Source organism: Streptomyces sp. NPDC043854 (assembly GCF_056436005.1).
Window position 1 is genome coordinate 384,010 of record NZ_JBWKDK010000001.1, and the last position, 19,434, is coordinate 403,443.

Consider the following 19,434-nt stretch of genomic DNA (forward strand, 5'->3'; position numbering starts at 1 on the left):
ATGAGGCAAGGTTCTGGCTCAATCGGGGCATGACACCTGGTCCCCCCGGTCCGGCCGGCCCCGAAGGGGGCGCGCCCGGCACCGACGCCGACGAGCTGCCCGCCGTGGCCCCGCAGCTGCGCGAGCTGCGCCGCCGCGCCGGACTCACCCTCGAGGCCGCCGCGGCCCGGGCCCGGCTCTCGCCCGCCCACCTCTCCCGCCTGGAGACGGGGCGGCGTCAGCCCTCGCTGCCGCTGCTGCTCGGACTCGCCCGCACCTACGGTACGACGGTCTCCGAGCTGCTCGGCGAGACCCCCGCCGCGGCCGATCCCGTCGTACGCGCGGGCGGTCCGGGGGCCCGCGAGGCCGACGGCTGGACGTACTGGCAGGCCGGCGGCTCCGGCCGCGGCATGCAGGCGCTGCGCGTGCACGTCCCGTACGGCGACCGCAGCCAGGGCGAGCTGGTCCGCGTCCATCCCGGCGAGGAGTGGCTGCACGTCCTCAAGGGGCGGCTGCGGCTGCACCTGGGCGAGGCCGAGTACCTGCTGGAACCCGGCGACAGCGCCCACTTCGACTCGCTCACCCCGCACCGGATCGCCGCGGCCACCCGCGCGGGAGCCGACCTGCTGTTCGTCCACACGCTGCTCCAGAGCAGCCTTGCCGGCCTGTGCCTCGGCGGCGGCAGCACCGGCGCAGGCACCGGCCCGGGCAGCGGCGGCGGCCGCCCGACCACCCACCACTGAAAGCCAAGGAGCACCGCACCACCATGCGCATGCAGATGAAGTTCCCGCGCGGACTGCTGATACGGCTGATCGCCTACCTGTTCGTCGGCCACCTCTTCGCCTTCTTCGTCTACCTCCTCTTCCTCCTCGGCGGGGAGAACCAGTAGCGGCGGCCCGCGGAGATTTCCCCGCGCGGCTCTGGGAACCTCGGGATCCTGTCGCTACCCTCCGCGCATGATTCCCACGGTTGTCTGGGGCACCGGCAACGTCGGCCGTCTGGCCATCCGTGCCGTGGAGGCCCATCCGGCGCTGGAACTGGCCGCCGTCATCGTCCACCATCCCGACAAGGTCGGCCGCGACGCGGGCCGGCTCGCCGGCCTCGCGTACGACACCGGGGTCGCGGCCACCCACGACGCCGAGGCGGTCCTCGCGACCCGGCCGCGCGCCGTCGTCTACGCGGCCACCGGCGACATCCGCCCCGACGGCGCCCTCGCCGACATCACCCGGGCCATCCGGGCCGGGGCGGTCGTCGTCAGCCCCGCCCTCTACCCGCTCTACGACCACCGCAGCGCCCCGCCCGAGTTCCGCGATCCGGTGGCGGCCGCCGTCGCGGAGGGCGGCGGCTCGCTCTTCGCCTCCGGCGTCGACCCCGGCTGGGGCAACGACGTGCTCCCGCTCCTGGTCAGCGGACTGGGCACCGCCATCGACGCCATCCGCTGCCAGGAGATATTCGACTACTCCGGCTACGACCAGCCCGACTCCGTACGCGACCTGGTCGGCATGGGCCGGCCCATGGACCACCAGCCGATGATGCTCATGCCGTCCGTCCCGACCATGGTGTGGGGCGGCCAGATACGCATGATGGCCCGCGCCCTCGGCGTCGGACTCGACGGGATCCGCGAGACGGTGGACCGCCGTCCCCTCGACCACACCGTCACCACCCGCACCATGGGCGTCTTCGAGGCCGGCACCCAGGGCGCGATCCGCTTCGAGGTCCAGGGCATCGTCGACGGCGAACCCCGCCTCGTCATCGAACACGTCACCCGCATCCACCCCTCCTGCGCCCCCGACTGGCCGATGCCGCCCGACGGCGGCGACGGCGCCCACCGCGTGGTCATCGAGGGCCGCCCCCGCATCGAGGTCACCGTCGAGGCCACCGACGAGGGCGGGAACCGCTCGGCCGGCGGCAACGCCACCGCCGTCGGCCGCCTGGTCGGCGCCATCGACTGGCTGGTGGGCGCCGGCCCGGGCCTCTACGACGCCCTGGACATCCCGCTGCGCCCCGCCGTCGGCAGACTCGGAAGGAAACGGCCATGACCGCCATGAGGATCGACATCCCCGAAGGACAGCACCCGATCGAGTACGTCTGGGGCGACTTGGTCCCCGGGATCGGGCCGGCCGCCGCGAACTTCTCGCTGTCGGTGTACGCCCACACCACCCTGGGGCTGCGCGAGTTCGAGGCGGCGCGGCTGCGCGTCGCACAGATCAACGGGTGCGCCTTCTGCCTGGACTGGCGCACCGAGCGCGACGGGGAGAAGGTCGAGGAGGAGTTCGCCGACGCGGTCGCCGACTGGCGCACCACGGACCGCTTCGACGAGCGGACCCGGCTCGCGGCGGAGTACGCCGAGCGGTACACCCTCGACCACCACGGCCTCGACGACGCGTTCTGGGAGCGGATGACCGCGCACTACAGCCAGCCGGAGATCGTGGAGCTGACCATGAGCATCGGGTCCTGGCTGGCCTTCGGCCGCCTCAACCACGTGCTCGGCCTCGACAGCGTGTGCGTGCTGCCGGCCCGCTGAGGCCCGGCTGCGCCTACAGGTCGGTGGCGATGATCCTTTCGATGTTGCGCTCGGCGAGGGCGGTGATGGTGACGAACGGGTTCACGCTGGTGTTGCCGGGGATCAGCGCGCCGTCGATCACGTACAGGCCAGGGTGGCCGTGCAGGCGCCCGTGGTTGTCGGTGGCCTTGTTCAGGACCGCGCCGCCGAGCGGATGGTAGGTGAGGTGGTCGCCCCAGACCTTGTGCGTGCCGAACAGGTCGCTGCGGTAGATCGTCCCCTCCCGTGCGTTGATCCGGTCGAAGACGGTCCGGGCCATGTCGATGGACGGCCGCTTCCAGGCGGTCTGCCAGTTCAGCTCGACCCGGCCCGAGGACGCGTTGTACGTGAACTCGGCGCGGTGCGGGTTGCGGGTGATCGACAGGTAGAAGGAGGCGTAGGTCTCGATGCCGGTCGGCAGCGGTGCGATCTCGGCGAAGGCGCCGCCGGCGTCCCAGTTGTCGATGCCGCCGCAGGGGATGGAGGCCTGGACCTTGCCGGTGGGGTCCCACAGGTGGTTGGCGCGCCCGCACATGACGTTGCCGTTGTCGCCCCAGCCCTTGCCGATCTCGTCGTTCAGACCGGGGAGGGCGCCGACGGCCTTCAGCCTGACGAGCAGTTTGCTGGTGCCGACGCTGCCGGCGGCGAAGAAGACGCGGTCCGCCGTCACGGTCTTGGTGGCGGTGGTGGTGCCCGTGGTGTTGATCTGCTCGATGGTGACGGTGTAGCCGCTGCCGGGTGCCGGGGCGACCGAAGCGACCTTGTGGAGGGGGGAGATGGTGACCCGCCCGGTGGCCCTGGCCCGGGCCAGGTAGGTCTGTTGGAGGGACTTCTTGCCGTGGTTGTTGCCGTAGAGGATCTCGCCGGCCACCGCCGACTTCGGGACGGTGCCGGCGGCCTCCTGCTCCATGTAGTCCCAGTCGTAGACGTCCGGGACGAAGACGAAGGGGAATCCGGAGCGCTGGGCGTGCTTGCGGCCGACACGGGCGAACTGGTAGCAGTCCACCGAGTCGAACCAGGCCGGGTCGACCAGGCCGACGCCGAGTCCGGCGTTGGCGCGCGGGTAGTAGGTGGCGTACATCTCCTCGGGGTCCACCGACGGCAGGATCGCGGGGAAGTTCGCCCGTCGCGGGGTGACCGCCATGCCGCCGTTGACCAGCGAGCCGCCGCCGACCCCGCGGCCCTGGTAGACGGTGATGCCGCCCATCTCCTCGGCGTCGAGGATGCCGGTGTAGCGGGGGACGTCCTTGTCGAGGGGGAAGCCGAGGAAGCTGCTCAGCGGCTGCTTCGTCCGGGTCCGCAGCCAGTACGCGCGGTAGTCCGGGCTGGTGGTGTTGCAGAACACCTTGCCGTCCGGGCCCGGGGTGTCCCAGGCCATGCCCATCTCGACCATGTGGACGTCGACGCCGGCCTCGGCGAGCCGCAGGGCGGCGACGGAGCCCCCGTAACCGGTACCGATGACCAGGACCGGTACGCGGGCCCCGGACTCGATCGGCCCGGCTGCGAGGGCCGGCGCGGCGGTCCGGCTCCGGGCGTGGGCAGGCCGGGTGTGCCCGGCCAGGGCGGCGGCCCCGAGAAGGGAACCTGTTCCCGCCATGAATCCGCGCCGCGAGATTCCCTTGGAGTCGTTTCCGTGCAGGGTCCTGTCGCTCATGTGACGTTCCTCACTCTCGACGGAATGGGAACGAGTTCTACTGCGACGGGGTGGTGAAGTCACTACCCGTGAACGGGAAACTTTCGGCCGCTCGCGCCGTGCGCGACGGCGGCTCCCCGCGCCTCCCGGTCTGACTGAAGTTCCAGGCAGGCCACAGGGATTTGACTGAATATTCAGTCAACGAGGGGGAGGGCCCGCCCTCGGCGGCTCCAGCGGGGGAGCGGCCAGCGAGCAGTGGGTGCGGCACTGCGGATGGCACGCGCCCGGCCGGGGCGCGCGTACGGTCGCCCAGGCCAGGGCGGCGCCCACGGCCAGCGCGCCCGCGCACCACACCATGGCCCGCCCGAACGCGCTGTCGAACCGGGCCGCCGAGAGGTAGGCGTCCGGCCCCATCCCGGCCAGCAGCGGCAGCGCCGCCACGGCCAGCAGCCCCGCCACCCGCGCCGCGGCGTTGTTGATGCCGCTGGCGAGGCCCGCCCGGCCCGGGTCCACCGAGGCGAGCACGGCCTCCGTCAGCGGTGCCACCAGCGTCACCAGGCCCATGCCCAGCACGACCATCCCCGGCAGCACGTCCCCCGCGTACGAGGCCCCGGGCCCCACCCGCAGCATCAGCAGCATTCCGGCCGCGCACAGCAGCGGCCCCACCGTCAGGGGGATCCGCGGCCCGATCCGCTCCCCGAGCGCCCCGGCCCGGGACGAGAGCAGCAGCATCAGCACGGTCGTCGGAAGCAGCGCGGCCCCGGCGGCCAGGGCCGAGTAGCCGGAGACCACCTGGAGCTGGAGCACGATCAGGAAGAAGAACCCGCCGAGGGCCGCGTACACGCACAGCGTGACCAGGTTGACCGCGGTGAACTGCCGGGACGCGAAGATGCCGGGCGGCATCATCGGTTCGGCCCGCCGCCGCTCGACGTACACGAACGCGACCGACAGCAGCACGCCGACGACCGCCGCCGCGACCACCGCGGGCGACCCGGAGCGCGCCTCGATCAGCGCGTACGTCACCAGGCCGAGGGCCACCGCGCCCAGCACCGCGCCGAGCACGTCGAACCGCCCCCGTGCCGCCGGATCACGTGATTCCGGAACATGCCGCAGGGCCACCGGCACGCACACCGCGGCCAGGGGCACGTTCAGCAGGAACACCCAGCGCCAGCCGGGCCCGTCCACCAGCCAGCCGCCCAGGAACGGCCCCACCGCTGCGCCCACCCCGCCGAACCCCGACCACAGGCCCACGGCCCTGGCCCGGTCCCCGGTCGCGATCGAGCCCTGGATCAGCGCCAGGGATCCCGGGGTCAGCAGCGCACCGCCCACGCCCTGGAGGGCGCGCGCCGCGATCAGGACCCCCTCGTTGGGGGCGATGCCGCACAGCAGCGAGGCGGCGGCGAACCACACCACGCCCAGCACGAAGATCCGGCGCCGCCCGAACCGGTCGCCGAGCGCCCCGCCGACCAGGATCAGGCCGGCCAGGGTCAGCAGGTACGCGTTCACGATCCACTGGAGTACGGCCAGATCCGCGCCGAAGTCCCGGCCGATGCTGGGCAGGGCGACGTTCACCACGGTGGAGTCGAGCAGGGCCATCGTCGAGCCGAGCACCGTGACCAGCACGATCCACCGGCCCCGGGCGGAGGCGAGCGCCACCCCGGGCCCGCTCCCGCCACCGGGCACGGCACCGGGCACGGCACCGGGCGCGGCACCGGAGGCGTCGCCGGGCACGGCATCGGGCGTCGCACCCGAAGGGCCACCGGGGCCGGCGTCGGACCCCTGCGGCCCGCCGTCCGGCGCCGGCTCGCGAGGAGCTGGACCGTTCATGTCCCCAGGCTCGCTCCCGCGCCGTGGAAAGGCCACCCGGACGGACGACGGACGGATACACCGACGCACGGACACACAGGCGGACGGTCGGTCTGTCGGGCGGCCGTGTCTCCGTCTCATTAGGCGCTCTTGTAGTGAGCATGACGTCTCCTTCACCATTGCCGCGCACGTCACGCACGCCCTATCCGCACGACCTGCACACGGCGTACGAGGAGACACACGTGGCCCAACGCGACACCCGACGATCCCGTCGATCCCGGCACCCCTTACGCGCGGCGCTCGCCGCCCTCACCGCAGCGCTGCTCCTGCCCCTCGGCGCGGGCGCCGCAGCCGCCGCACCGGAACCCGGCCCCAATCCGAGTGCGGCCGAGCGCAAGATCGAGCCCAAGCTCCGCGCCCAGCTCGGCGACTCCGGCAAAGCCGCCTTCTGGGTCTACCTCGACAGCGCCGCCGACCTGAGCGCCGCGCAGCGGCAGACCACCCGGGCGGCCAAGGCGGAAACGGTCCTGCGGAGCAAGCGCGAGCACGCCGCGCGCAGCCAGGCCGGGCTCCTCAAGGCCCTGGACGGCGCCCAGGCCGAGTACACCTCGTACTGGATCGTCAACGCGGTCCGCGTCGTCGGCACCGAGAAGCTCGCCGGCACCCTCGCCCAGCGCTCCGAGGTCTCCCGCATCGACGCCGACGACAAGGTCACCCTCCCCGCGCCCGCCGACGGCACGCGGGAGAAGACGGCGGCCGACGCCGTCGAGTGGAACATCGACCGGATCAAGGCCACCCAGGTGTGGGACCGGTTCGGCGTGCGCGGCGAGGGCATCGTCGTCGCCAACATCGACAGCGGCGTGGACCACACCCACCCCGCGGTGAACGCCCAGTACCGCGGCCGGAACGCCGACGGGACCCACGACCACAACCACAACTGGTTCGACCCCGCCGGCATCTGCCCCACAGCGGCCCCGTGCGACAACAACGACCACGGCACCCACACCATGGGCACCATGGTCGGCGACGACGGCACCAACCGGATCGGCGTGGCCCCCGGCGCCCGCTGGATCGCCGCTAAGGGCTGCGAGACCAACTCCTGCTCCGAGGCCTCCCTCCTCGCCGCCGGCCAGTGGATCGTCGCCCCGACCGACCTGAACGGGCAGAACCCGCGCCCCGACCTCGCCCCGCACATCGTCAACAACTCCTGGGGCAGCGCCGCGCACGACGACTGGTACCGCCAGATCGTCGACGCCTGGCGGGCCGCCGGCATCTTCCCCGCCTTCTCCAACGGCAACGCCGGCCCCAACTGCTCCACGAGCGGATCCCCCGGCGACTACCCCGGCTCCTACAGCTCCGGGGCCTTCGACATCAACGGCACCATCGCCGCGTTCTCCTCGCGCGGGGCGGGCCCCGGCGGCATCGTCAAGCCGAACATCGCCGCCCCCGGCGTGAACGTGCGCTCCTCGGTCCCCGGCGGCGGCTACGAGGCCTTCTCCGGCACCTCGATGGCCTCCCCTCACACCGCGGCCACCGTCGCCCTGCTCTGGTCCGCCGCCCCCGCCCTCGAGGGCGACATCGCGCAGACCGAGGCACTGCTCGGCGCCACCGCCCAGGACACCGACAACAACCAGTGCGGCGGCACCGCCGCCAACAACAACGTCTTCGGCGAGGGCAAGCTCGACGCGCTCGCCGCCGTCACCTCCGCCCCGCGCGGCGCGACCGGCGCCCTGAGCGGCACCGTCCGCTCCGGCGGTACCCCGCTCGCCGGCGTCAAGGTCACCGCCACCGGCCCGATCGCCCGTACGGCGACCACCGGAGCCGACGGCACCTACTCCTTCCGCTCCCTGTCGGTGGGCTCGTACACCCTCACGGCCGCGAAGTTCGGCTACGGCCAGGAGACCGCCACCGCGACGGTCACCGAGAACACCACCGCCACCGGCGACTTCACCCTCACCCAGGCCCCCTCCGGCAAGGTCACCGGCACCGTCACCGCGCCCGCCGGGCCCGCCGCGGGCGCCGCCGTCACCGTCGCCGACACCCCCGTGACCGCGACAGCCGACGACCAGGGCCGCTTCGAGGTCACCCTGCCGCACGGCACGTACGAGATCCGGGCCGGCCACGCCTCCCGCTGCGTGACCGGCGGCAGCGCCCAGGCGGTCGTCGCCGGCGACACCACCGTCGCCATCACCCTGCCCGAGCGCACCGACGGCTACGGGTACGCCTGCTCCACCCCGAACGGCCGCCCCTACCAGGCCGGCACCCGGCAGCTCGCGCTGACCGGCGACAACACCACCGAGCGCGTCGACCTCCCGTTCCCGCTCCCGCTGTACGGCAAGACGTACGGGCAGGCCTGGATCGGCACGAACGGCACGGTCAGCTTCGGCGGCGCCCACACCGGCGACATCAACGGGGACCTCCCGAGCACCGCCACGCCCAACGCGGCCCTCTACCCCTTCTGGGACGACCTCGTCGTCGGCCCGGCCGGCAGCGGCTCGGGCGTCTTCACCGCCGTCACCGGCACCGCACCGCACCGGCAGTACGTGATCGAGTGGCGGAACGTGGCCCACTGGTCGGCCCAGGCCGACACCTTCTCCTTCTCGGCGGCGGTCGGCGAGGACGGCAGCGTCACCTACGCGTACAAGGGGACCGGCGGCTCCGGCATCAAGGGCGGCTCCACCGCCACGGTCGGCGTGGAGAACGCGACCGGCACGGACGCCTTCACGTACTCCTTCAACACGCCCGTCATCAGTGACGGCCTGACCGTCTCCTTCCGCACCACCAAGACCGGCGTCGTCGCGGGCCGGGTGCTCGACGCCAACGACGGCGGCGGCGTCGCCGGCGCGACCGTCACCGTCGGCATCGGCAGCGACGCCGTCACGGCGACCACCACGGCCGACGGCAGCTACGCCCTCCAGGCCCGCGCCGGCCGCAACTCCGTCACGATCCTGGCCGAGTCGTACCGGGGCCTCACCGAGGCGCTGCACGTCCAGCCGGGTGACGTCACCACGCTCACCCCGTCGCTGGCCACCGGCCGGGTCGCCGCCTCCCAGCCGTCGGTGGAGGTCGTCCTCGCCGCCGACCGGAAGCGCACCCGCACCCTCGGCCTCACCAACACGGGCACCATCGACACGGCCTTCACCGTGGCCGAGGACGCGCCCTGGCTGACGGCCACCGCCGACACGGCGAACCTCCCGGTCGGGGGCAAGGCCACCGTCACCCTGAACGTCGACACCACCGGCCTGGCCGCCGGCTCGGTCCTCACCGCAGACCTGCGGATCGGCTCGGTCAGCGGCCGCAGCCCGGTGCTCACCGTGCCGGTGAAGGTCGTGGTCCCGCGCTACCAGGTCGCCCTGGACGCCGGATCCGACCGCGCGGTCACGGACACCCTGGGCGAGAGCTGGTCCCCGGACCGCAGGTACACCCCCGGCTCGTACGGTTACCAGGGCAGCGGCTCGGTGCGGTCCACCGGCCGCGGCATCGCCGGGACGGACGAGCAGCAGCTCTTCCGCAGCGCCCGCGAGGGCATGTACGAGTACCGCTTCGACAACGTCCCGAACGGCACGTACACGGTGGAACTCGGCTTCGCGGAGCTGTCGTCCACCAGGCCGAACAAGCGGGTCTTCGACGTCCTCGCCGAGGGCACGCAGGTCCTGCCGTCCCTGGACATCGCCCTGGAGGCGGGCAGCTACGCCGCCGTGACCCGCACCTACACGGTCACGGTCACGGACGGGGTCCTCAACCTCCGCTTCGTCACGCACACCGGCTTCGGCAAGCCGCTGCTGAACACGCTGCGGGTGACGGACCGGCCCGACAAGAACCAGCCGGGCAACCGGCCGGCCAGGTAGGGGAGCACGGCTCCTCCGGCTGACCGGGGGCGGGGCGCCGCGGGCGTCCCGCCCCCTTCCGCTGCCGCGGTGCATTCGGGTGGCGGGCGGCGGCCCTGCTGCGGCGCGCCCGGGAGGGCGGCCCGGCGGTCGCTAGCGTGGGGCACCATGACGCTCCTGAGCGACGACCGAACGGGCTGCGGCGACGCGGCGGACCGGATCCGGCGGGTGCTGGAGTCCGCCGACCCGGAGGCCGTCTGGGCGGTCGGCGGACCGGACGGGATCCTGGCCCGCTCGGACAGCCCCGGGACCGGCCCCGAGACCGGACCGGGGCACGACGGATCCGGGTACGACGCCCCCGGGTACGACGTCGGCGCCCTGGCAGGTGTCCTCGCCCTGTGGCCCGTGATCGGAAGCCTCGTCGCCGAAGAGGCCCTGTACCTGCACACCCCGCTGACCGCCTACGGGACCGAGGCCGCCGCCGGAACCCCCGCCGGCACCACCACCCACCACCTGCTCACCCACGCGGACGGCCGCGCCACCCCCGCCGCGACCGCCGCACTCACACGCCTCGCCGAGCACCTCGGCGGCGGCCCGCTCCCCGAACTCGCCGCAGCCCGCGTCTGGCAGCCGCTCGGCATGGCCGGCACCCGCTTCGCCGACGGCACCCTGTACGCCCCCCTGCCCGACCTCGCCCGCTTCCTCGGCCACCTGCTGTCCGCGGCGGACCACCCCGTCCCGCGCTCCTGGACGGCCGAGTCCCTGCGCATCCGGACCGGCGAACTCACCCCTCCCCGCGGCCTCCTGTGGCATCCCGCCGCACACGGCACCTGGACCCACGGCGACAGCGCCGCCGTCTGGGTCCACCCGGCCCGCCACCGCTGGGCGGTCCTGCTCCCGGCCGACCCCCGGGGCCCGCTGCGCAGGCCCTTCCGCGAGGCGGTGTTCGCGCCCCCGCCCGGTTCCTGAGCGCCGGCCGGCCGCCGTCACGCCGGAGCCGCGGCCGCGTCGCCCGTACGGCTGTGCCCGCCGGGGCGGGGTCCGGCCGCCGCCCCGGCGCGGACGCGCCCGTACGGACGCGCCCGCCCGGCCCCGGCCCACGCGTGCTCGGAGCGCGGCCCTTCCAAGATCGACGTACGGTGAGCTCGAAGTCACCGACCGCTGGTTCCCGGCTGTGCGGAGGTACCGGATGCGCATGCTCCACTACGCCGCCCCCGGCGGGCCGACCCGGGCGGCCGTCACGCGGGGGAGGCGCGGGCCGACGGAACGCGCCGGGCGCGCCGAGTCCGTGCGGTTCGCCGCCACCCGGGCGATCCCCTTCTTCGTCCGCAGCGTCCCCGGCGCCCGCCCGGCGTTCTCCGCGGAGACCCTGCGGGAGCTGCGGGCCCGCCACGGCGGGGCGCCCGTCCTGGTCCGCGGCCTGTCCGGCCCGGTGCTCGTCCTGCTGGACCCCCGTGAACTGCGCCAGTTCTACGCCGAACCGGTCGCCGAACCGGTCACCGAAACGGTCACCGAACCGGTCGGCGGGGCGGGCGGTGCGGGTGCTCCCGCCGGAGCGGGCTGCGCAGCCGCGGAGCCCGCGCTGCTCTCCGGCGAGGCACTGCACACCGTCGTCACCGAGGAGGCCGGGCAGCTGGCCGCGTCCACCACCCTCGAACTGGTCCGGGTCCGGCAGGCCGTGGCCCGTGCCGCCCGGCGGATCGTGCTCGGCGGCCGGGGCGCCGTACCCGTACCCGGGCCGGGAGGCCGCGCATCCGCGGGCCTGCTCGGCCTGCTGCGCCGCCGGGGCCGCGCGGAGCTCGGGGTTCCCGCCGACGGGCACGCCCCGGCCCGGCGCACGGCCCCGTACGCCGATCCCGCGGGCCCCTTCCACCCCTGGATGCGGGCCTTGGACACCGTCCCCGCGACCGTCCTGCGCACCCTGCTGCTGCTCGGCGCGCATCCCGCCGAGCAGGAGGCGGCGGCCGCGGAGGCCGCCGGATGCGCCGCACCCGAGGGCCTCGCCCGGCTGGAGGCCTGTGTCCGGGAGTCGCTGCGGCTGTACCCGGCGGTGCCCGACCTGGTCCGGGTCACCCGGACCGGGACCGAGTGGCGCGGGGTGCGGCACCCGGCCGGCACCCGCGTGCTGCTGCCCGTCCACTTCCTCCAGCGCGACCCCGAACACGTGCCCGCCGCGCACGTCTTCGTCCCGGGCCGCTGGAAAACACCAGGCGCGGACGGGGACATCCGCATGTCCCCGTTCGGCCACGGACCCGGCCGCTGCCCGGGCAGCCGGCTGGGGCTGCTGGTGGCCACCGGACTGTGCGCCGAGGTGCTGCGCCGCCGCCGGATCACGGGCGTCCGGCCGGTGCTGGACCCGCCGGGTCCGCTGCCCGCCGTACTCGACCCGCGCGCCATCCGGCTGACCCTCACCCGCCGCTGACACACCGCCGCCGACGGCGCGCCCGCCTCTTCCTCTTCCTTACCCCGACACCACATCCCGCGAGGATTTCCATGTCCGACGCCGCGACCTCCTCCGTGTCCACCGACCCGGACGCCGATCTGCTGGGCGCCGTGTCCCGCGAACTCGCCGACGCCGCCGACGCCGTCGCGGAGGCCGCCCGCTACGCCTCCGAACTGGCCCTCGGCCCCCGCATCCCGATCGCAGACCCCGACTGCCCCGCCGGCCACGGCGCCCCCCGCAGCCGCGGCGGCCGGAGCCGGCTCGCCCGCCGCGCGCTGCTGCGCACCCTCACCGACCCGGCGGGCCTGGGCTGGGCCCCGCGCGGCCGGGGCGTCGCGCGGGCCGGCTGGCTCGCCGGGATCCTGACCGGCCGCGAGAGCCTCGCCGTCAGCCTCGCCGTCTGCGGGCTCAAGGCCCGGATCCGGGCGACCGGCCTGGACCGGCCGGAGCTGCTGGCCGACCCCGACGGGGCGGCGCTGCTGCGGGCCGTGGACGAGGACCGGCAGGCCGTGGCCGCCCGGGTGTTCCGCCGGGTGGTGCGGGAGCAGGGCACCGAGCACGCCTTCACCGCTCTGGCCCCCGCCTTCGCCGACGTGTTCGCCTGGCGCGCCCTGACCGACGCGAACCCGTTCAACGACCACGCCGGATGGCAGGTGGCGACCGGACGGGCCGCCACCGCCGAGCCGCTCCTCGGCCTCGGCGCCGCCGTCCGGGCCTTCCTGCACCGCGACCGGGCCCGCGGACGCGCCCCGGGCCGCGGAGCCGGCCGGAGGGCGGGCCGCGACCCGGGGGCCGCCCCCGCCCCACCCCCACCCGTCGGACACCGGGGCTGCGTCCACACCATGGGACTCCTCGGCACGGGCGGCCTCCTGCTCGTCCAGCCCTGGCGCGCCCGGTGAGGGCGGCCCTGCGGCTGCGGTCGTCCCGGCCGGACCCGGTGGAGGGCCTGCGCGCCCACTGCGCGGCCCTGCGCGCCCACGCCGAGCGGCTGGCCGCGGCCGCCGGTGAACTGGAGCGGCAGGACAGCCCGCACGCCGCCGCCTTCCGGAGCGAGGTCGCGGAGCTGGCCGAGCGCTGCGCGACCGCCGCGAGCGGTCTCGCCCTCGCCGTGGCCCGGCTCCAGGGGCGGTGAACGAACGAGTCCGCTGCCGCCCGCCGGCAGCCGGTCCCTGCTGATCGCCGGCCGCTGATCCCCGGCCGTCCGGCAGGTTCAGGGGCGGTGCGGGGCGGGCAGTGCGGCCAGGGCCGCGAGGGCCTGCCCGGCGGTCTTCTCGGGACTGCGGGAGACGTCGACGGCGACGCCCGCTTCGTCCGCCTGGAGCGGCTCCAGCGTGGCGAACTGCGAATCCAGCAGGGCGGCGGGCATGAAGTGTCCCGTCCGCTCCGCCATCCGCCGCTCGATCAGCGTGCGTTCGCCGGTGAGGTGGACGAACACCGCGTCGGGCGCGGCGGCGCGCAGCCGGTCGCGGTAGGCCCGCTTGAGCGCAGAGCACGACACCACCGCGCCCCGCCCGGCCGGCAGTCGGCGGATCCGGTCGGCGATGGCGTCCAGCCAGGGCAGGCGGTCCTCGTCGTCCAGCGGGACGCCCGCCGACATCTTGGCGACGTTGGCCGGCGGGTGGAGGTCGTCGCCCTCCGTGTACGGGACGCCGAGGGCGTCCGCGAGCAGCCGGCCCACGGTCGTCTTGCCCGTGCCTGCCACCCCCATGACCACCACCGCCACCTGCCGGCTGCCGCCGCTCACCGGCCGGGGGCCGCCGTGCGCGGGGTGGTCTGCTGCACCGCCCACCGGTTGCCGTCCGGGTCCGAGAAGCGGACGTACGAACCCCAGGGCAGGTCCTCGATCTCGCTCACCTCCACGCCCCGCCCCTTGAGGTCCGCGTACGCCTCCTCGACGTCCGCCACGACCACCTGCATGTTGTCCAGCGATCCCGGGGCCATGCGGGTGAGCCCCTTGCCCAGGGCGATCGAGCAGGCGGACCCGGGCGGGGTCAGCTGCACGAAGCGGATCTCCTCGCTGACGGTGACGTCGTGGTCGGCGTGGAAACCGACCCGCTCGTAGAAGGCCTTGGCCCGGTCGACGTCGGTGACGGGGACGGCGACCAGCTCCAGCTTGATGTCCATCTCCTGCTCCACGGTGCTCGCTTGGTGCTCGCTCGGTGCCTGCTCGGTGCCGGCTCGGCGCTTGCCCGGTGCGGGGCCTCCCCGCATCATGCGCCCGCCGGCCGGCGGGCGCCGCCCAGCACGCGCGTACGGCCCGCGCGCCGGGCCCGCCCGGCACCCGCCTCAGGCGCCGGCCGGCGCCGTCTCGGCCGGCGCGTACCCGGCCGGCGCGTACCCGGCCGGCGCGAACTGGGTCCGGTACAGCTCCTCGTACCGTCCGCCCGCGGCCAGCAGACCGCTGTGCGTACCGCGCTCCACGATCCGGCCGTCCTCGACCACCAGGATCTGGTCGGCCGCCTGCACCGTCGACAGCCGGTGCGCGATCACCACCGCGGTCCGGCCCGCCAGGGCTTCGCCCAGCGCCTCCTGCACCGCCGCCTCGGAGGTGGAGTCCAGGTGCGCCGTGGCCTCGTCCAGGATCACCACCCGCTGCCGGGCCAGCAGCAGCCGGGCGATGGTCAGCCGCTGCCGCTCCCCGCCCGACAGCCGGTACCCGCGTTCGCCGACCACCGTGTCCAGGCCGTCCGGGAGCGAGGCGACCAGCCCGTCCAGCCGCGAGCGGCGCAGCGCCTCCCACAGCTCCTCCTCGGTGGCCTCGGGCCGGGCCAGCAGCAGGTTGGCCCGTACCGATTCGTGGAAGAGGTGCCCGTCCTGGGTGACCATGCCGAGGGTCTCGCGGATCGAGTCGGCGCTGAGGTCCCGTACGTCGACCCCGCCGAGGCGCACGGAGCCCGCGTCCGCGTCGTACAGGCGGGGCAGCAACTGCGCGATGGTGGACTTCCCGGCGCCGGAGGAGCCGACCAGGGCGATCATCCGGCCGGGCTCGGCCCGGAACGACACCTCGTGCAGGACCCGGTCGCCGCCGCGGGCGTCGAGGGCCGCGACATCCTCCAGGGAGGCGAGCGAGACCTTGTCGGGGGAGGGGTAGCCGAAGGAGACCCGGTCGAACTCGACGGAGACCGGCCCGTCCGGGACCCTGCGGGCGTCCGGCTTCTGCGCGATGAGCGGTTCCAGGTCGAGGATCTCGAAGACCCGCTCGAAGCTCACCAGGGCGCTCATCACCTCCACGCGGGCGCCGGCCAGCGCGGTCAGCGGGGCGTACAGCCGGGTGAGCAGCAGGGCCAGGGCGACGACGCTCCCGGCGTCCAGGGTGCCGCGCAGGGCGAAGTACCCGCCGAGCCCGTAGACCAGCGCGAGGGCGAGGGCCGAGACCAGGGTGAGCGCGGTGATGAACGCCGACTGCGCCATCGCCGTGCGGATGCCGATGTCGCGGACCCGGCCCGCCCGGGCGGCGAACTCCGCGGACTCGTCGGCCGGCCGTCCGAACAGCTTGACCAGGGTGGCGCCGGGCGCGGAGAACCGTTCGGTCATCTGGGTGCCCATGGCGGCGTTGAGGGCGGACGCCTCCCGCTGGAGCGCGGCCATGCGCGCCCCCATCCGGCGGGCCGGGACCACGAACACGGGCAGGAGCAGCAGGGCCAGCAGGGTGATCTGCCAGGAGATGCCCAGCATGACGGCCAGCGTCAGCAGCAGGGTCACGGTGTTGGCGACCACCCCGGACAGGGTGTTGCTGAACGCCCGCTGGGCGCCGATGACGTCGTTGCCCAGCCGGCTGACCAGGGCGCCGGTCCGGGTCCGGGTGAAGAAGGCGACCGGCATCCGCTGGACGTGGTCGAAGACCGCCCTCCGCAGGTCGAGGATCAGCCCCTCGCCGAGGGTGGCCGACAGTTTGCGGGCCAGCAGCCCGAGTCCGGCCTCCGCGACCGCGATCAGCGCGATGAGCAGGGCGAACCGGACGACGGTGGAGGAGTCCCGGCCGTCGACGATCGCGGTGACGACCCGGCTGGCCAGCACCGGGGTGGCGACCGCGAGCAGGGCGGCCACGATGCTGAGGAGGAGGAACAGGGTCAGCCCGCGGCGGTGCGGGCGGGCGAACGCGGCGATCCGGCGCAGGCTCGCCCGGGAGACGGGGCGGCGGTCCTGCTGGGCGTCGATCACGCTGCGCAGTGAGGTCCAGGCGGTGACTTCCATGTCCATGAGGGGAACGCTAGAACCTCAACCAATCTTGAGGTCAACCGTCGCGCCCCACCGCGAACTGCACCGCCTGCCCAAGGCCTTTACCCATACCTGACCTGCCCATGGTCCGGGGCCGGGCGGTGCGATAGATTCGGCCACTCCCGGCCCCTCCCACCGGTTCCCTTCCAACCCCCGCGAAGACAGGCTTCACAATGAGCGACATCGTCAACGGACTTGGCCGTACCAGCGCCTACGGCGCCCTGGGCCTGGTCCTGCTGATCCTCGGGATCGTCCTGGTGGACGTGCTGACACCCGGGAAGCTCCCGAAGCAGATCTGGGAGGAGCGCAACCGCAACGCGGCCATCACGCTGAGCTCGGCCCTCCTCGGCATCGGCGGGATCGTGTTCACCTCGATCTGGACGACGTACGAGACCTTCGGCAAGGGCCTGCTGTCCACGGCCGCCTTCGGCATCCTCGGCCTGGTCCTGATGGCGCTGGCCTTCCTGGTGCTGGACTGGGTGACCCCGGGCAAGCTCGGCGCCATAGTGGTCGACCCGGAGCCCCACCCGGCGGTCTGGGTGACGGCCTGCTGCAACCTGGCCGTGGCCGCCATCGTCGCGGCCTCGATCGCCTGACCCGAGCACCCGCGCGAGAGCGCCGCACCCGGCGGGGAGCGGCGCTCTCGTCGTACCGCGGGATCAGGCCAGGCCCAGCGCGAACACCGCGTACCCGGCCGCCAGCAGTCCGGCAGCCGTCCGCCGCACCGCCGTCGCCCCCGTCCACGGCTCCTCGAACCGCCGCGCGTACCGGGCGATGCCCACCAGCAGCACCGCGAACACCGGCAGCCACGCCAGCCGCGCCGCGATCCAGACCGGGCTGTCCGGAGCCGTCGTCAGACCCGCCACCCCGCCCGCGAACGAGCCGGGAACGGCCGCCGCCAGCATGGCCGTCTGGTGCCAGCACAGGATCGTCATCGCGCACAGGTTGACCACCACCACCGGCGCCCACAGCGCCGGCCGCTCCAGCAGCCGCGCCAGCCGGTCCCGCAGCAGCATCGCCGCCCCCGACTGCGCCGCGGCCAGCGCCGGCACCAGCAGCGACGGGGGGTGCGAGTTGGTCCGCTCCGCGCCCGGTACGCCGACCATCGACGCCGGGTAGTGGAACACCACGAGCAGCACCGCGAACAGCAGGCCCCCGCCCGCCAGCAGCAGCCGGGCCCCGCGCCGCCCGATCCGCCGCTCGCCCCACGACACCCCCAGCTGGTAGGCGAACAGCCAGCCGGGCAGGATGTTCAGCACCGCCAGCCAGGACGGCACGGACCCGGCGAACGGCCCGTACCGCAGGAAGTCCACCACCGCGACCGAGGCGAGCAGCGGGGCCGCCGCCCACCCGCCGAGCCGCCGGGCGGCCCGCACGCAGTACGGGGTCAGTGCGGTCACCACCAGGTACACCCCGACGAACCACAGCGGCTGGATCACCAGCGTCGCCGCGGTCCGCAGCGTCACCTCCGGCACCCCGGCCGCGTAGAGGACCGGCGCGGCCAGCGCCCACACCGCCGCGACCCCGAGCACCGGCCGCCCCAGCCGGGCGAACCGGCCCCGCAGCCAGGCCCCGGTGGACCCCTCGCGCCGGTGGTACGACAACACCGAGGCGTGGCCGCCGACCAGGAAGAAGATGCCGAGCATCTGCAGCACCCAGCTCGCCGGCGCGAGCGCCGCGAACGCGGAGAGCGGGCTGGCGTTGTGCAGTCCGCCGTCGGGGTCGAGGGTGAACCCGCCGAGCAGCCAGTGCCCGGTCGGCACGGCCAGCAGTGCGAGGGCCCGCAGCCCGTCGAGCGCCCGGTCCCGGTGGGCGGGCGTCCGCCGCTCGATGCGGTCGGCCGTCCGCCGCAGCACGGCCGCGGCGCTCACTGCACCTGCCCCTTCGCGATCGCGGCGAACGCCGCCAGCGACTGGGTTCCGGGCACGAAGTACCCGGTGTGGCCGCGGACATCGGCGGCCGGCACCGTACGGGCGCCGAAGGCGGGCGAGGCCGGGTCGGCGCCGTGGCCGAGCCCGGCGAACGCCACGTTCGGCACGTCCGCGATCCAGTCCGACGGCCCCCGCGCCGCCCAGATCCGGGCCCGGGTGCGCAGGCCGGCGGCGGTGTCGGCGCGCAGGCCGGGGGAGCCGGACACGACGATGTCGGAGGCGTCCGTGTGCCGGGCCGCGAGCCCGCACACCACCGACCCGTAACTGTGCCCGAACAGCACCGGATCGGGCGCCCCGACCGCGTCGAGCCCCGCGGTGAACCGGGCCAGCCGGACCGCCCCCGCCTCCGCGAGCCGGCCGGCGGCCGCGTCCAGGCCGACGCCGACGGGGGTCGTGTAGCCGGTCCACGCCACCACGGCGGTGTCCCCGCCGGCCGCGGCGTGCAGCGAACGGGCCATTCCGGCCGGGCCGGTGTGCGGGGTGCGGCCGGCGTCGTGGGAAGCGGCGTCGTTGTCGGACCCCGGTACCACCACCGCGACGTGCGCGGCCCGCTCCAGGTCCCCGAACACCTCGGCGACCTGCCCGCGCCCCCGCGGGTCGAAGGCGAGGACCTGCCGTCCGGGCGCGGCGAGCGGGGCGAAGCGCGCCTGCCCCGTGGCCGCCACCGCCAGCCGGTTGGCCTCGTACCGCAGGGCGAGGGGGGCACCGTCCAGATTGCCGACCACCAGCGGGTGGCGCCGGGCGAGCTCCCGCCGCCCCGCCTCGTCGAGCCCGGCGAAGAAGCGGGCCACCTCGTACGGGGACGCGGTCGCCGGATCGGGCAGCGGCCGCCCGGACGTGGTGTCGGCCCGCCACGCGGACGTGCCCGGCGGCGGGCCGGTGACCGCCTCCTGAAGGCTGTCTCCGGCGGCCCATCCGGCGGTCCCCGCGACCACGGCCACCGCCAGCGCGGCAGTGGCCAGGGTCCTTCCGAAGCGGCGCATTCCCCTTCTCCTCTCCTCGTGACGCCGAGGAAGGTAGGAAGGAGGTGTCCGCCGCCGCGTCGGACCGCGGAG

At 74.8% G+C, this 19,434-nt stretch carries 17 protein-coding genes; 10 read left to right on the top strand and 7 right to left on the bottom strand.

Annotation, left to right across the window (positions count from 1 at the left end; genetic code table 11):
* Positions 1-29: 29 nt before the first annotated feature.
* The 4 genes from AC068A_RS01725 to AC068A_RS01740 all read left to right on the top strand — a co-directional run bounded on the left by AC068A_RS01725 (position 30) and on the right by AC068A_RS01740 (position 2,503).
* The gene (locus tag AC068A_RS01725) at positions 30-722 is read left to right on the top strand and encodes a helix-turn-helix domain-containing protein (RefSeq protein ID WP_478579226.1); all 693 of its coding nucleotides are present in this window, start codon (positions 30-32) and stop codon (positions 720-722) included.
* A 23-nt stretch (positions 723-745) separates the two neighbouring features.
* Complete coding sequence (locus AC068A_RS01730; RefSeq protein WP_179171901.1) at positions 746-868, top strand: DUF6126 family protein; 123 nt, start codon at positions 746-748, stop codon at positions 866-868.
* Positions 869-935: 67 nt separating this feature from the next.
* The gene (locus tag AC068A_RS01735; protein WP_478579230.1) at positions 936-2,018 is read left to right on the top strand and encodes an NAD(P)H-dependent amine dehydrogenase family protein; all 1,083 of its coding nucleotides are present in this window, start codon (positions 936-938) and stop codon (positions 2,016-2,018) included.
* A 5-nt stretch (positions 2,019-2,023) separates the two neighbouring features.
* A complete protein-coding gene (locus AC068A_RS01740; protein WP_478579392.1) occupies positions 2,024-2,503 on the top strand; it encodes a carboxymuconolactone decarboxylase family protein in 480 nt (159 codons plus the stop codon).
* Between the two features lie 13 nt (positions 2,504-2,516).
* Here the strand turns inward: AC068A_RS01740 and AC068A_RS01745 are convergent, their stop codons facing one another.
* Entirely contained in the window at positions 2,517-4,175 is a 1,659-nt protein-coding gene (locus AC068A_RS01745) for a GMC oxidoreductase (protein ID WP_478579232.1), read from the bottom strand.
* A 177-nt stretch (positions 4,176-4,352) separates the two neighbouring features.
* Entirely contained in the window at positions 4,353-5,981 is a 1,629-nt protein-coding gene (locus AC068A_RS01750) for an MFS transporter (protein WP_478579235.1), read from the bottom strand.
* A gap of 221 nt (positions 5,982-6,202) precedes the next feature.
* On the opposite strand from AC068A_RS01750, the gene AC068A_RS01755 reads away from it, so the two are divergent.
* The 5 genes from AC068A_RS01755 to AC068A_RS01775 all read left to right on the top strand — a co-directional run bounded on the left by AC068A_RS01755 (position 6,203) and on the right by AC068A_RS01775 (position 13,362).
* Complete coding sequence (locus tag AC068A_RS01755) at positions 6,203-9,808, top strand: S8 family serine peptidase (protein WP_478579238.1); 3,606 nt, start codon at positions 6,203-6,205, stop codon at positions 9,806-9,808.
* Between the two features lie 147 nt (positions 9,809-9,955).
* Positions 9,956-10,756, top strand: a complete 801-nt coding sequence (locus tag AC068A_RS01760) for a serine hydrolase domain-containing protein (RefSeq protein ID WP_478579239.1) — start codon at positions 9,956-9,958, stop codon at positions 10,754-10,756.
* Positions 10,757-10,976: 220 nt separating this feature from the next.
* Positions 10,977-12,209: a cytochrome P450 gene (locus AC068A_RS01765; protein WP_478579242.1), complete on the top strand. Its 1,233-nt coding sequence runs from the start codon at positions 10,977-10,979 to the stop codon at positions 12,207-12,209.
* A gap of 71 nt (positions 12,210-12,280) precedes the next feature.
* Positions 12,281-13,129 carry a hypothetical protein gene (locus AC068A_RS01770; RefSeq protein WP_478579245.1) on the top strand — a complete coding sequence of 283 codons (849 nt, stop codon included), beginning with the start codon at positions 12,281-12,283 and terminating at the stop codon, positions 13,127-13,129.
* Positions 13,126-13,362 (top strand): hypothetical protein, encoded by a 237-nt coding sequence (locus AC068A_RS01775; protein ID WP_478579247.1) that lies wholly within the window; start codon positions 13,126-13,128, stop codon positions 13,360-13,362. Before AC068A_RS01770 ends, AC068A_RS01775 begins: the two co-directional genes overlap by 4 nt.
* Before the next feature lie 78 nt (positions 13,363-13,440).
* Here the strand turns inward: AC068A_RS01775 and AC068A_RS01780 are convergent, their stop codons facing one another.
* The 3 genes from AC068A_RS01780 to AC068A_RS01790 all read right to left on the bottom strand — a co-directional run bounded on the left by AC068A_RS01780 (position 13,441) and on the right by AC068A_RS01790 (position 16,430).
* The gene (locus tag AC068A_RS01780) at positions 13,441-13,938 is read right to left on the bottom strand and encodes a gluconokinase (protein ID WP_478579394.1); all 498 of its coding nucleotides are present in this window, start codon (positions 13,936-13,938) and stop codon (positions 13,441-13,443) included.
* A gap of 32 nt (positions 13,939-13,970) precedes the next feature.
* Positions 13,971-14,354 carry a VOC family protein gene (locus AC068A_RS01785; RefSeq protein ID WP_478579250.1) on the bottom strand — a complete coding sequence of 128 codons (384 nt, stop codon included), beginning with the start codon at positions 14,352-14,354 and terminating at the stop codon, positions 13,971-13,973.
* Positions 14,355-14,516: 162 nt separating this feature from the next.
* Positions 14,517-16,430, bottom strand: coding sequence for an ABC transporter ATP-binding protein (locus AC068A_RS01790; protein ID WP_478579253.1), 1,914 nt, complete (start codon positions 16,428-16,430; stop codon positions 14,517-14,519).
* 191 nt (positions 16,431-16,621) lie between these two features.
* Between AC068A_RS01790 and AC068A_RS01795 the strand changes: the two genes are divergently transcribed.
* Positions 16,622-17,044, top strand: a complete 423-nt coding sequence (locus tag AC068A_RS01795; RefSeq protein ID WP_478579255.1) for a DUF350 domain-containing protein — start codon at positions 16,622-16,624, stop codon at positions 17,042-17,044.
* A 63-nt stretch (positions 17,045-17,107) separates the two neighbouring features.
* Here the strand turns inward: AC068A_RS01795 and AC068A_RS01800 are convergent, their stop codons facing one another.
* Both AC068A_RS01800 and AC068A_RS01805 read right to left on the bottom strand, forming a co-directional pair.
* Complete coding sequence (locus tag AC068A_RS01800) at positions 17,108-18,319, bottom strand: acyltransferase family protein (protein WP_478579257.1); 1,212 nt, start codon at positions 18,317-18,319, stop codon at positions 17,108-17,110.
* Positions 18,316-19,362, bottom strand: a complete 1,047-nt coding sequence (locus AC068A_RS01805) for an alpha/beta hydrolase (protein ID WP_478579259.1) — start codon at positions 19,360-19,362, stop codon at positions 18,316-18,318. Before AC068A_RS01805 ends, AC068A_RS01800 begins: the two co-directional genes overlap by 4 nt.
* Positions 19,363-19,434: the final 72 nt, after the last annotated feature.